The sequence below is a fragment of the Rhizobium gallicum bv. gallicum R602sp genome (assembly GCF_000816845.1).
GTDB classification, from domain to species: domain Bacteria; phylum Pseudomonadota; class Alphaproteobacteria; order Rhizobiales; family Rhizobiaceae; genus Rhizobium; species Rhizobium gallicum.
Window position 1 is genome coordinate 196,342 of sequence record NZ_CP006880.1, and the last position, 12,595, is coordinate 208,936.

Here is a 12,595-nt window from a genome sequence, read left to right on the forward strand (position 1 = left end):
ATGCGTCCGATATCGTCCCACTGGTTCCCACAGGTCACCGCTGCACCGGGCCTTCCTTTCAAAACCGAAGCGGTCACGACCGAAAGACCATCCGGCCGGGCCTCCTCCGTCGATGTCAAGCAGGGAGTATCCGACCCGCTTCTTCGGGTGGAAGAACTGTGCGTTTCCTTCGAAGGGGTTGGCCTGGCGGTTGATGCGGTGAGGGGTGTTTCGTTCGAGATCTCGCAGGGCGAGGTGTTTGCGATCGTCGGTGAATCCGGTTCTGGGAAATCGGTCACGGCGCGTGCCCTTGTCGGTCTTGCCGGCAACCGGGCGCGCGTGGAGGCAAAAAGGCTCGCACTGGCCGGCAGAAATGGTGTGCCGGTCGACCTGCATTCGCTTTCGCCCGAAGCCTGGAGACGACTGCGGGGCAGGGAGATCGGCTTCGTGCTGCAGGATGCACTGAGTTCGCTCGATCCCCTGCGAAAGATTGGCCGCGAGGTCGCGGAGCCGATTTTCGCCCACGGCATTCTTCACCGCGCCGAGATCCCTGAACGTGTCAAGGAATTGCTGGTCGAAGTCGGCATCGCAGATCCGAAACATGTCATCGCACAATATCCGCACGAGCTTTCTGGAGGGCTTCGGCAGCGAGCCCTGATCGCGTCAGCCCTCGCCGGTGAGCCTCGGCTGCTGATCGCCGACGAGCCGACGACGGCGCTTGATGTTTCCCTGCAGCAGCAAGTCCTGTCGGTTTTCAGCGGACTTGCCCGCGCCGGACATGCCGTTCTGCTGATTACGCATGATCTTGCCGTTGTCGCACAGGTCGCCGCCAGGATTGCGGTTATGCAAAAGGGGCAGATAGTCGAGACAGGAACGGCGCGTGACGTCCTGTTTGCACCGCGCCATGAGTATACGAAACGGCTGCTTGGCGCTGTCCCGTCGGCGGCGACTCGCGGCCGACGGCTGGCTTCGCCGCCGGGAGAGAAACTGGTGAATGTTCACCAAGCCAGCCTTGATCCGCGGGCAAAGCCGATCATCGAGGCGCGCAGCGTTTCGCTTGCCTTTACCCGTCCGGACGGCAGCCGGCACGATGCGGTCAGGGATGTTTCGCTCAAGCTCTATCCCGGCGAAACCCTTGGGATCGTCGGAGAGTCCGGGTCGGGCAAGACGACTCTCGGCAAGCTCGTCCTGGCGCTTGCAAAACCTCATCGCGGCGAAGTTCTGCTCAAAGGCGAAGAATGGAGCGCAGCGCGCGAAAAGAGCCGCCGCGTTCGGCGCAGCATCATCCAGACGATCACACAAGACCCTTTCGGATCGTTCGATCCGCGTTTTGATGTGGCCGGTATCATCGAGCAACCACTCCGCGTCTCAACGACGCTCGATCGAGCCGCCCGGCGTCGGCGCATCGCCTCGCTTCTGCAGATGGTCGGGCTGGAACAAAGCCTGTCGTCGCGGCGCGGCTCCGAGCTTTCCGGCGGTCAGCGCCAGAGGGTTGCAATCGCGCAGGCTTTGGCGTCGGAGCCGGAGGTACTCGTCTGCGATGAGCCGGTTTCGGCACTCGACGTCACGACGCAGGCACAGGTGCTGGATCTTCTTTCAGATCTTCAGCGCCGCCTGGGGCTGGCGATGATCTTCGTCTCGCATGATCTTCGCGTCGTGCAGCATCTCTGTCACCGGATTGCCGTCATGAAGGATGGCCGGATCGTCGAGACGGGGACGGTCGAGGAGATATTTGAAACGCCGAAGGCAAGCTATACGCAGGAACTCCTAGCCGCCTTGCCGCAACTGCCGACAAGATGATGTTTTGCGTGTGCTACCGTGGTATCTGAATGGGATTGCAGGGGCTAAGCTCCGGCAAAAGGTCCACGGGCTATCAGGGGTGGAGTGATCGCAGGCAAGTCATATGTCGGAATCGACGAAGAACGATATGCCAAACGTAAGCGGATGAGCCTTCGCTCCAGAAAGCTCTGCATGTCGCGCCGTCCGTCCACCACGCAGTAGACGACGACATCAGTACCCATGATGCGATAAATCACCCGCCACGGCTTATGGTGCAGTTCCCGATATTCGGAGATTCCGATACCCGCCAACTCCTTCGGAATATTTCCGCGAGCGGGGAATTCTTCGAGCTCGGCGCACGCGCGCTCGATTTCCGTCAGGATGCGCTCTGCCATCTCGGCGCCGTCGCGACCGGCGATGAAGCGATAGAGATCCTCGACGTCGCGTTCCGCGTCCTCGGCGAAAAGAACACGATATGGCATCAGGATTGGCTGTCCGCCAGACGTTTGCGGATGAGCGCGAAGGATTTCGCAGCAGGGCGCAGTTTACCCTCCTCGACTTGCCGGTTGGTGAGCGCCAGCACCTTCAGAAGCGCCAGTGTCTCCTGAGTTTCTTCGTATTGACCGACGTCCTGAAGAATGGCTTTCGCCTCCCCGTGAAGCGTAATGACGACCGGCTGCGGATTATCCTTCAATGTCCGGATGATCTCGGGCGCGTGCGCCTTGAGATAGCTGATCGGCTTGACCCGTTCTGACAGCTTCATGCGGTTACTCCCTTTCGACCAGAATATAGACCATCATGTGGTCGATTGAAAGAAGCCTCGACGGCGGTGGGACACGTTCCGGGCATCCGATTTTCCATCGTGGGTGCGGCCTCTTTTTTCATTCAACGCGTTCGAAAGAGAATGTCATTTCCTATAATGAAGTTTGTCTAGCTCGAGCATGCGTCGGCTGTGACCGTCGTTGCGACGCATATGGAAGCACTCGACCACGCTACCGTCGATCGTCGAGAGTTGCGCAGAGCGGTTGACGCAAGCGGTATCGACGAAGCGAGGCTTCTGATCCCGAAGACGCCGGGTCGCTGACCTTGCAAGTTACTCCGAGCGTCAAGCCGTTGACGCTCCTATGTCAGGCAACGTCAATGCAGCGGCTTAAACTTTGATCTTGTAGCCAAGATCAATTTCGCTCGCCGGCAGGCCTGCAATTCCCCAGTTTGCAGGGTCACTTTCGACGAGAACAATTTTGATATCCTGCGCCGGAACGTCGAACGCTGCGAGTTCCTCGGTGAGGGCGGAATAGAGACGGCGCTTAGCCTCCAGCGAACGTCCGGCGAACAAGATGATCTCGATCACGAGGTAGAACGGTCCCTTGCCGGGCGGTGTGATCAATGCGTCGGCATCATATTCGATAAGCCTGATGCACCGGTCATGATCCGGGATCCGAAGCCCCGTCTGCAATCCGCGCTGGACCGCTTCGATGAGTTCCAGGCGACGCTCTCCGATCCAGCCGCGCCGGGTCTCAATTCTTGTTGCAGGCATATTTCTCTCCGTTCAGCGCGTGAATACCCAACCGCTCTGGGCCTTGCACCATTGGTTTTGCCGGCTGGAGAGAACTGCCAGCAGACCGCCCCGACTGTCGTGACGGCGAGCGACATTATTCTCCTTCCTTGGTCTTAAAGAGAACCGCGTTTCTTATAAAACATAAAATCTACTGATTTGATAGACTAATGAAATAAGCGGGTTTTGAGCAATATGACCTATCTCCTGAGCCTTCTCGACAAGAGCCCGATCGAGCCCGGGCAGGATTCGCGTGGCGCCTTGCAGTCGACCGTGCGGCTGGCGGTGAGGGCCGAGCAGCTGGGCTATCACCGGTTTTGGGTGGCGGAACACCACAATACGACCAATCTCGCGAGTTCCGCTCCTGAGGCCTTGATCGCCTACCTTCTTGCCCGGACGTCGGCCATTCGGGTCGGCTCCGGCGGCGTCATGCTCCAGCATTACAGCGCCTACAAGGTGGCCGAGACCTTTAACCTCCTGGCTTCGCTCGCCCCGGGCCGCGTCGATCTCGGCGTCGGCAAGGCGCCGGGCGGCTTTCCGCTTTCGACGCGCGCGCTGCAAGTAGCAGTCGATCCGGCGAGGAAGCCGGATTTTGCCGACCAGCTTTCCGACCTCAATACCTATCTCGCCGCGGACCCGAACCACGATGTTGCGCAGGCAACGCCTTTCCCGCCCGTGGCGCCCGAGCGGTTTTTGCTGGGTGCCAGCGTCGAAAGCGCCGAACTTGCTGCCCGAAAAGGTTGGGAACTGGTCTTCGCCGGCCATCTGAACGGCGATCCGGAAAACCTGCGCAAGACATTCGATGCCTATGAACGAGCGACGGGCGGCAAACGCCCGATCCTGGCTCTCGCCGCGTTCGCCGCTGAAAGCGAAGAAGAGGCGCGCGAGCGCGTCGGCGATCTTCGGATCGTAAAGGTCTTCCTGCCCAACGGCCAGAGCGTGAACGTCGGCAACGAGGAGCAGGCGGCAGAATTTGCCCGTCAATCCGGCGTGACCGACTACCGCGTCGAGGAGAAGGTGCCGAGCGTGCTGCACGGAACGGCCTCCCACATCCGCAAGGAACTCGACGAACTGCATCGCCGCTACGGCGTCAAGGAGTTCATCCTCGACACGCCGGCGCTGACGGCTGCCGAACGCCTGAATTCGATCGAGCTGCTCGCCAAGGAACGGCTCTCGCTCGTCGCCTGACACTTCCAAAGAGGATTGCTTCCATGGCTCAGAAACACGTCACTTTCGGCATCATGTTGCAAGGCCCCGGCGGTCATATGAACGCCTGGAAGCATCCAAGCGGACCAGCAGACGCCAGCACCAATTTTGATTTCTTCGTCAGGACGGCGCGCAAGGCCGAGGAGGCTGGCATTGCCTTTGCCTTCGTCGCCGATGGGCTTTACATCAACGAGCAGTCGATCCCGCATTTTCTCAACCGCTTCGAGCCGATCGCCATTCTGTCGGCACTTGCGGCCTCGACCTCGAAGATCGGGCTCGTCGGCACCGTCTCCACCTCCTACAGCGATCCTTTCACCATCGCTCGCCAGTTCGCCTCGATCGATCTGATCAGCGGCGGCCGGGCAGGGTGGAACGCGGTGACCTCGCCGCTCGAGGGCTCCGGGCGCAACTACAGCCGCGAACATCCCGAGCACGAGCTGCGCTACGAGATCGCCGAAGAATATATCGATGCGATCAAGGGGCTGTGGGATTCCTGGGACGACGACGCCTTCGTCCGCAACCGAGAGACGGGTGTCTATGCCGACAAGAGCAAACTGCATCGCCTCAATCACAAGGGCCGCTTCTTCCGCATCGAGGGGCCGCTTAACATCGGCCGCTCGAAACAGGGCCAGCCGGTCGTCTTCCAGGCGGGCGCTTCGGATTCCGGTATCAGGCTTGCTGGCAAACATGCCGATGCGGTCTTCACCAATGGCGGGCCGTTCGAGGAGGCGCAGGCCTTCTACCGACAGCTCAAGGACAGCGTGATTGCACATGGCCGCAGTGCCGCGGAAGTTGGTATTTATCCTGGTATCGGACCGATCGTCGGTGCGACGCAGGAAGAAGCGGAAGCCAAGTATCAGGCAATACGCAGCCTCGTCACCATCGACGAGGCATTGCTCTATCTCGGACGCTTCTTCGATCACCATGATTTCAGCGTCTACCCGCTCGACGAGCCCTTCCCCGAACTCGGCGATATTGGCAGGAACAATTTCCGCGCCACCACCGATCGCATCAAGAAGACGGCGCGGGAGAAGGGCCTGACGCTCCGCCAGGTCGCGCTCGATTCGGCAACTCCGCGCACAGCGTTTATCGGCACGGCGGAGCATATCGCCGACGAGATCATCCGCTGGGTGGACCATGGCGCGGCCGACGGCTTCATTCTCGGCTTCCCTGTCATCGCGGAGGGCTTCGACGACTTCGCCAAATACGTTCTGCCGATCCTCACCGAGCGCGGCTATTTCGACCCGGTCCTGAGGGGCGAGACGCTGCGCGACCATCTGGGTCTGCCCTTCCGCGAAAGCCGCTATGCGGCCGGCGCCGATCAACTCGAGCGCGGAAAGGCTGTCGGTGCCTGAGGCGCCGACGAACCGTCATGAACGTCATCGCTCAAAATTCGCGCAGCAACGATCCGGTCGAGAAGGGCATCGCCGCTTACCTCGACGAGATCATCGCGCTTCGCCACGACCTGCACCAATATCCGGAGCTTGCGTTTCAGGAGCTCAGAACAAGCAAGCTTGTGGCATCCCACCTTTCCTCCTGGGGCTATGAGGTGGCGACGGGCATTGCCGGCACCGGCATCGTCGCCACCCTCAGGCGTGGTGAGGGCAAAAAGCGGATCGGTCTCCGTGCCGACATGGATGCCCTGCCGATCGAAGAGGCGACGGAGCTTTCCTTTGCCAGCAGCAATCCCGGGGTCATGCATGCCTGCGGCCATGACGGGCACACGTCGATCCTGCTTGCTGCTGCCCGTTATCTTGCCGAAAGCGGCAACTTCAGCGGCACCTTGCGGCTGATCTTCCAGCCTGCCGAGGAAATCGGCGCCGGCGCCCGCAAGATGATCTCGGAGGGACTGTTCGAACGGTTCCCCGTCGATGCCGTCTTCGGGCTGCACAATTGGCCGGGCGTCCCAACAGGGCAATTCGGCTTCGTCACCGGCCCCGCCATGGCTTCCGTCGATCAGGCCATCATCAGGATCATCGGCAAGGGCGGCCATGGCGCCGAACCGCATCGGGCCGTCGATCCGGTGCTCGCCTCGGCGTCCTTCATCACTGCTCTGCAGAGCGTCGTCTCGCGCAACGTCGATCCGCAGGAGATGGCGGTCGCGACCGTCGGCTCCATTCACGCAGGCTCTGCCTCGAACGTCATACCGGAGAGCGTGGAGCTGAAACTGACCATGCGCGCCTTCAGCGAGAGCGTGCGCCAGCAGCTGCAGGCGCGCATTCCTGCACTTGCCCGCGCCCAGGCGGAAAGCTTCGACGCCGAGGCGGATGTGAATTACCGCCTCGGCTTTCCGGCGCTGGTCAATCACGCGGAGGAAACGGCCTTCGCCCGTAGCGTCGCTTACGATGCACTCGGTCCTGCGGCGGTCGAGAAGGACTTCCGACCGAGAACGGCAAGCGAGGATTTCGCCTTCATGCTGCAGGCAAATCCCGGCAGCTATCTCTTCGTCGGCAATGGCGACAGCGCTCCGCTGCATAGCGCTCATTACAATTTCAACGACGCGATCATTGCGCCCGCCGCCCGCTACTGGGTGCGGCTCGCCGAAACCTTCCTCACTGATGACAACGGGTGACGAACGATATGAGCGATGTGTTTCTCTATACCAGCCCTCTTGATCTCCGCGCCAAGCCGCTGATCGACGAGCTCATCCACGAATACGACAGCCGCTACGGCAGCTATTTCAATGCCGAAGGTGCTGCGGCCGAGCTCAATCGCTATCCCCCCGAAGCCTTTGCGCCGCCACATGGCAATTTCCTGCTGCTGATCCGCGATGGCGAAACGATCGGCGGCGGCGCCTTCAAGCATTACGACGAGCAGACTGCCGAATTCAAACGGATATGGACGCGTCGCGATTTAAGGCGCCAGGGGCTTGCCCGGAAGGTGCTCGTCGAGCTCGAAGAACAGGCGGCCCGCCAGGGCTATTCACGTATTTATCTGACGACGGGTTTCCGCCAGCCGGAAGCTGTCGGCCTTTATTTGAACTATGGCTACACCGCGCTCTTCGACACGTCTGTCGATCCTGAAGTCTACAAGAGCCTGCCCTTCGAAAAGGACATCAGCCACCTTGCTCAACCGCGCCTCGAACACGAAGCAGTCGAGCCGCTCCTGCGCGCGGCCGGCGGCAATCTCTGAAAACGGCAAGGACCGGTAATCATAAAGGGGAAGCATCATGGCACTGACGACGGAATTCGCGGACATCGACGCCAGCAGCAGGAGGACAGAATCGAAGCAGGACTATTCCCGTTACCGGATCGTGCCGGCGCGCCATCCGGGTCGCTTGGCAGGCACGATCTTCGCCGCTCTCATCATTGCCGCCGTGCTCTATTCCACCTTCACCAATCCGCGCTGGGGTTGGGGCGTCTTTGCCGAATGGTTCTTCGCCGAGCCCGTGCTCGTCGGCCTCGGCAGGACGCTACTTTTGACGGCGCTCGCTGCCATATCCGGTTCCATTCTCGGAACAGCTCTGGCGTTGGCGCGTGTCTCGAAATCACCGCTGCTTTCCAGTCTGTCGTGGGGCTACATCTGGCTCTTGCGCTCTATTCCCGTGATTGTGCTGCTATTGATTTTGAACAATCTCGGCTACCTCTACGAGACGATCAGGATTGGCATCCCCTATACCGATACGGTCTTCGTCAACTACCCGACAGTGCAGTTGCTGACGCCATTCGCCGCAGCCTTCCTTGGCCTCACGCTCAACCAGTCGGCCTTCTTCGCGGAGATTGTCCGTGGCGGCATCCTCTCGGTGGATCACGGTCAGATGGAGGCCGCCGCCGCACTCGGCCTGCCGCGCCGCCGCCAGGCCTTCCGCATCGTGCTGCCGCAGGCTATGCGCTCGATCCTGCCCACCGGCTTCAACGAACTGATCGGATTGGCGAAAAGCACCTCCATGGTCTATGTGCTGGCGCTGCCGGAGCTCTTCTACACGGTCCAGGTGATCTATCGCCGCAATCTCGAAGTCATTCCGCTCCTGATGGTCGCGACCGTCTGGTACCTGATCATCATGACCGTGCTGTCGCTCGCTCAGCATTATATCGAGCGCTATTTTTCCAAGGGCGCCGTCCGCAATCCGCCGCCGCTGCCCTTCCAGGCCTTCTTCGACCGTTTCCGCCGCCCGCTGCCTGTCCTCAATCCTGCGACCGATCGAGTCGGCAAAATCGGCTTCCATGATGCGGCGGCCCTGCGGGCAGCGGGCGGCACTGTGCGGATCCATGGCATTTCGAAGAGTTTTGGCGCGCTGAAGGTGCTCGACGATATCGAACTCAGCCTTCCGGCGGGCAGCGTCACGGCCATTCTTGGCCCCTCCGGCTCCGGCAAGTCGACGCTCCTGCGCGCCATCAACCATCTGGAGCGTGTCGACAACGGCTTCATCTCCGTCGACGGCGAGCTTGTCGGTTACGCTCAAAAGGGCGACGCGCTCTATGAACTCAAGGAAAAGGATATCCTCAAGCGCCGTGCCGATATCGGCATGGTCTTCCAGAGCTTCAATCTCTTTCCGCATCTCACGGTGCTCGAAAATCTGATCGAGGCACCAATCCAGGTTCGCCGCATCGGCCGCGAGGAAGCCGCGCAGCTGGCGCTGGAACTGCTTGCCCGCATCGGCCTCAGCGACAAGGTCAACGCTTACCCGCGCCAGCTTTCCGGCGGCCAGCAACAGCGCGTCGCAATTGCCCGGGCGTTGGCGCTGAAACCCAAGGTCCTGCTTTTCGATGAGCCGACCTCGGCACTTGACCCAGAACTCGTCGGCGAAGTGCTCGACGTCATCAAGGAACTTGCCCGCACGGGCACGACGCTCCTCATCGTCACCCACGAGATCGGTTTTGCCCGCGAAGTCGCCGATACGGTCGTCTTCATGGAAAGCGGCAAGATTCTGGAGGCCGGCCCGCCGGCGCGCATCTTCAACGAAGCAGAGCATCCCCGCACGCGTGAATTCCTTGCCAAGGTCCTCTAGCGCCGAACGGTGCTGGTGAAATGCCGGCCGCGACGGGCGACCGGATGAATAATGACAGAAAACACAACCAATAGATGAAAATGGAGACGGGAAACATGGCACTTTTGAAAACAGCAAAACTCCTGATGACAGGCGCCGTCACAATCGCCGCACTCGGCATCGGCGCAGCACAGGCAGGAGGCAAGTTCGACCTCAGTCCGGAACAGCCGAACCGGTTGCGGGTGGAGAAGAACGAAAAGCGCATCGCCGAAGCGAAGGATTTCAAGTTCGTCCAGGATGGCGTCTTCACTGTCGGCCTCAGCACGAGCGGAAATCTGCCGCTCCATGATTATGCCTCCGATTCCAAAACCGTCATCGGTTACGACGTCGATCTCGCACAGGTCATCGCCGACAGCCTCGGCCGGAAGCTTGAACTCGTCTCCGTCGCATGGGCCGATTGGCCGCTTGGCCTGACGTCCGGAAAGTTCGACGCGGTGATCTCGAATGTGACCGTGACGGAAGAACGCAAGGAGAAGTTCGATTTTTCGACCTATCGCAAGGACGAACTCGGCGTCTACGTCAAGACTGACAGCCCGATCACCTCGGTCAAGGAACCGAAGGATATTGCCGGCCTGAAGATCATTACCGATGCCGGTACCAACCAGGAAAAGATCCTGCTGGAATGGGACCGCCAGAACGTTGCGGCCGGCCTGAAGCCGATCGAAGTGCAGTATTACGACGACGACGCGGTCAAGGACCTGGCTGTCCAATCGGGCAGGGCCGATGCCGTCTTCAGTGTGAACGCGACGCAGGCCTATGCGTCGGGACTGAACGGCAAGACCAAGCTCGTCGGTACCGTCAGCGGCGGCTGGCCGATTACGGCTGAGATTGCAGTCACGACGCGCAAGGGCAGCGGTCTGGCGGCCCCGCTGACCGGCGTCATCAATGATCTGATCGCCAGCGGCGCCTACCGCAAGATTCTTGACACCTGGAATCTCGGCCCGGAGGCGATCGATGAAGCCAAGACCAATCCGCCCGGCCTGCCGAAGATCGGCTCGTAAGCGCGTGTGATGCGATCAATGGCCGGTTCTGCCTTGCGGAGCCGGCCTCTCGGGAAGATCGAATATGGAGAGTTTCATGATAGGCAGACCGGTCATCCGGGCATGTTCATTCGTTTTGATGATGACGGCGCTGACATCCTTCAGTACGGCGCGTGCTGGCGACGCCGTCTTCGATCTGAGCCCGGAGCAGCCGGGCCGCATTCACGCCGGGCGGGACGAGCGCGCGACTGCCGTCATCCCCAAGGATTTCAAGTTCGTAAAGCCGGGTGTGTTCTCGGTCGCCGTCTCCCCGAGCGGACCGCCACTTGCCACCTATGCGACCGATGCCACGACCGTTGTCGGTGCCGATCCGGATATCGCCTATGCAATTGCCGACAGTCTGGGACTCAAGCTGGAGCTGGTGCCGGCCGCCTGGATCGACTGGCCGCTCGGTCTTGTCTCGGGAAAATATGACGCCGTCATCTCCAATGTCGGGGTCACAGAGCAGCGCAAGGAGAAGTTTGATTTCTCGACCTACCGCCAGGGCCTGCACGGCATCTACGTCAAATCGGACAGCAAGATCACCTCGATCAAGGAGCCGAAGGATGCGGCGGGTCTCAGGGTCATCGTCGGGGCAGGGACCAATCAGGAGCGCATCCTTGTGGAATGGAGCAAGGAGAATGTCGCTGCCGGGCTGAAGCCGCTCGAACTGCAATATTACGACGACGAAGCGGCGAGCCTCCTGGCTCTGGCGTCGGGCCGCGCGGACGTGATCGTCCAGCCGCATGCCCAACTCGTCTACATCTCCGCCCGCGACAAGAACATTAAGGGCGTAGGCACCCTGAGCGCCGGCTGGCCGGACCGGTCCGACGTCGCCATCACGACGCGAAAGGGGAGCGGCCTGGCTTATGCTCTGACGATCGCCACGAACAATCTGATTGCGGGCGGCACTTACGCGAAGATCCTTGATCGGTGGCAGCTTGCAGAGGAAGCCGTACCGAAGTCGGAAACCAATCCGCCCGGATTGCCGAAATTTTGAGGATCGGACGATGAGCGGCCAATCCGTTTCGATAAAGCACGTCGGCTTCCTGACGCCCGGCAACTATCCCGACAGCGATCCGCTTTCCGGACTTGAAAAGACGCTGCAGCTTCTCGCCTATGGCGAGGAGCTCGGTTTCGACAGCGCCTGGGTCCGCCAGCGGCATTTGGAGCCCGGCATATCCTCGGCAACCGCTTTTCTGGCGGCTGCAACGCAGCGGACGGCCCGGATCCAGCTCGGAACCGCCGTCATTCCGATCGGCTATGAAAGCCCTTATCGGCTGGCTGAAGATCTTGCGACGGTCGATGTGCTTTCAAGCGGGCGGCTGAATGTGGGCCTCAGCGCCGGCCGGCCACTGCATGCCGATCTCATCGGACCGCTCGCCTTTGACGGCGATTGGGAGAAATATGACTTCTCGCATGAGCGCGTGCTCCGATTTGCCGACAATCTGCGCGGCCGCTATCTCGGTGACGACAACACGTTTATCAAGACGCCTTTCGGTCCGCAGCGGCCGCGCCTGCAGCCTTATGCCAAGGGTCTTGTCGATCGCATCTGGTATGGCGGCGGATCGTTGCGGTCGGCCAGGTGGGCCGGTGAAAACGGCTTCAATCTGCTGATCGGCAACGTGACGACAGGCGAACAGACCGATGACTTCGTTGTCGCGCAACTGCGTCAGCTTGAGACCTACAAGCTTGCAGGTGGTGGACGAGGTCGCGTGGCGCTTGGCCGTGTGATCGTTCCGCTCGACAGTGCCGATCCGGACACGCGCCGGCGCTACCGGGATTATGCTGCGGGACGCGATGAACGCACGCTGACACCGCAGGGTGAGCGGCGCACGCTCTTTGCCCGTGATCTCGTCGGAACGGCGGACGAAATCCTCGAGCGTCTGTTTGCCGATCCGATCCTGCCGCATGTCAGCGAACTCAGGCTCGAACTTCCGTACGAATTCGAAGACGAGGAATATCGCCAGATCATCCACGACTTCATCACGCTCGTCGCACCCGAGCTTCGCTGGTCCCGTGACGCGAGCGAAGAAAAGCGAACGGCGTGAAGACGCACCGTGACTTTCT

11 protein-coding genes and 1 pseudogene are annotated in these 12,595 nt (G+C 60.8%); 9 read left to right on the forward strand and 3 right to left on the reverse strand.

The window, feature by feature from the left end; genetic code table 11:
• Complete coding sequence (locus RGR602_RS24260; RefSeq protein ID WP_082046673.1) at positions 1–1,779, forward strand: dipeptide ABC transporter ATP-binding protein; 1,779 nt, start codon at positions 1–3, stop codon at positions 1,777–1,779.
• Between the two features lie 140 nt (positions 1,780–1,919).
• On the opposite strand, the pseudogene RGR602_RS24265 reads toward RGR602_RS24260, so the two are convergent.
• The 3 genes and pseudogenes from RGR602_RS24265 to RGR602_RS24275 all read right to left on the reverse strand — a co-directional run.
• Positions 1,920–2,240 (reverse strand): annotated as a pseudogene (locus tag RGR602_RS24265) (type II toxin-antitoxin system RelE/ParE family toxin); the annotation flags it as partial.
• The gene (locus tag RGR602_RS24270) at positions 2,240–2,521 is read right to left on the reverse strand and encodes a type II toxin-antitoxin system Phd/YefM family antitoxin (protein ID WP_040114627.1); all 282 of its coding nucleotides are present in this window, start codon (positions 2,519–2,521) and stop codon (positions 2,240–2,242) included. The pseudogene RGR602_RS24265 and the gene RGR602_RS24270, both read right to left, overlap by 1 nt.
• Positions 2,522–2,908: 387 nt before the next feature.
• Positions 2,909–3,295 carry a tautomerase family protein gene (locus RGR602_RS24275; protein WP_040114628.1) on the reverse strand — a complete coding sequence of 129 codons (387 nt, stop codon included), beginning with the start codon at positions 3,293–3,295 and terminating at the stop codon, positions 2,909–2,911.
• Between the two features lie 213 nt (positions 3,296–3,508).
• On the opposite strand from RGR602_RS24275, the gene RGR602_RS24280 reads away from it, so the two are divergent.
• The 8 genes from RGR602_RS24280 to RGR602_RS24320 all read left to right on the forward strand — a co-directional run bounded on the left by RGR602_RS24280 (position 3,509) and on the right by RGR602_RS24320 (position 12,576).
• Positions 3,509–4,501: an MsnO8 family LLM class oxidoreductase gene (locus RGR602_RS24280; protein WP_040114629.1), complete on the forward strand. Its 993-nt coding sequence runs from the start codon at positions 3,509–3,511 to the stop codon at positions 4,499–4,501.
• 23 nt (positions 4,502–4,524) lie between these two features.
• Positions 4,525–5,874 (forward strand): LLM class flavin-dependent oxidoreductase, encoded by a 1,350-nt coding sequence (locus RGR602_RS24285; protein ID WP_040114630.1) that lies wholly within the window; start codon positions 4,525–4,527, stop codon positions 5,872–5,874.
• Positions 5,875–5,891: 17 nt separating this feature from the next.
• On the forward strand, positions 5,892–7,091 hold the full coding sequence (locus RGR602_RS24290; RefSeq protein WP_040114631.1) for a M20 aminoacylase family protein: 1,200 nt from the start codon (positions 5,892–5,894) through the stop codon (positions 7,089–7,091).
• Positions 7,088–7,651 (forward strand): GNAT family N-acetyltransferase, encoded by a 564-nt coding sequence (locus RGR602_RS24295; protein WP_040114632.1) that lies wholly within the window; start codon positions 7,088–7,090, stop codon positions 7,649–7,651. The genes RGR602_RS24290 and RGR602_RS24295 overlap by 4 nt, the downstream gene beginning before the upstream one ends.
• Positions 7,652–7,688: 37 nt before the next feature.
• Positions 7,689–9,467: an amino acid ABC transporter permease/ATP-binding protein gene (locus tag RGR602_RS39500; RefSeq protein WP_082046674.1), complete on the forward strand. Its 1,779-nt coding sequence runs from the start codon at positions 7,689–7,691 to the stop codon at positions 9,465–9,467.
• Positions 9,468–9,562: 95 nt separating this feature from the next.
• On the forward strand, positions 9,563–10,507 hold the full coding sequence (locus tag RGR602_RS24310) for an ABC transporter substrate-binding protein (protein WP_040114633.1): 945 nt from the start codon (positions 9,563–9,565) through the stop codon (positions 10,505–10,507).
• 76 nt (positions 10,508–10,583) lie between these two features.
• A complete protein-coding gene (locus RGR602_RS24315; protein ID WP_040116442.1) occupies positions 10,584–11,525 on the forward strand; it encodes an ABC transporter substrate-binding protein in 942 nt (313 codons plus the stop codon).
• 10 nt (positions 11,526–11,535) lie between these two features.
• Entirely contained in the window at positions 11,536–12,576 is a 1,041-nt protein-coding gene (locus tag RGR602_RS24320) for an LLM class flavin-dependent oxidoreductase (protein WP_040114634.1), read from the forward strand.
• Positions 12,577–12,595: the final 19 nt, after the last annotated feature.

Excerpts from the sequence above, each read along its gene's own strand:
- RGR602_RS24260 (WP_082046673.1), top strand. The coding sequence starts at position 1 with ATGCGTCCGATATCGTCCCACTGGTTCCCACAGGTCACCGCTGCACCG.
- RGR602_RS24270 (WP_040114627.1), bottom strand. The coding sequence starts at position 2,521 with ATGAAGCTGTCAGAACGGGTCAAGCCGATCAGCTATCTCAAGGCGCAC.
- RGR602_RS24275 (WP_040114628.1), bottom strand. The coding sequence starts at position 3,295 with ATGCCTGCAACAAGAATTGAGACCCGGCGCGGCTGGATCGGAGAGCGT.
- RGR602_RS24280 (WP_040114629.1), top strand. The coding sequence starts at position 3,509 with ATGACCTATCTCCTGAGCCTTCTCGACAAGAGCCCGATCGAGCCCGGG.
- RGR602_RS24285 (WP_040114630.1), top strand. The coding sequence starts at position 4,525 with ATGGCTCAGAAACACGTCACTTTCGGCATCATGTTGCAAGGCCCCGGC.
- RGR602_RS24290 (WP_040114631.1), top strand. The coding sequence starts at position 5,892 with ATGAACGTCATCGCTCAAAATTCGCGCAGCAACGATCCGGTCGAGAAG.
- RGR602_RS39500 (WP_082046674.1), top strand. The coding sequence starts at position 7,689 with ATGGCACTGACGACGGAATTCGCGGACATCGACGCCAGCAGCAGGAGG.
- RGR602_RS24310 (WP_040114633.1), top strand. The coding sequence starts at position 9,563 with ATGGCACTTTTGAAAACAGCAAAACTCCTGATGACAGGCGCCGTCACA.
- RGR602_RS24315 (WP_040116442.1), top strand. The coding sequence starts at position 10,584 with ATGATAGGCAGACCGGTCATCCGGGCATGTTCATTCGTTTTGATGATG.
- RGR602_RS24320 (WP_040114634.1), top strand. The coding sequence starts at position 11,536 with ATGAGCGGCCAATCCGTTTCGATAAAGCACGTCGGCTTCCTGACGCCC.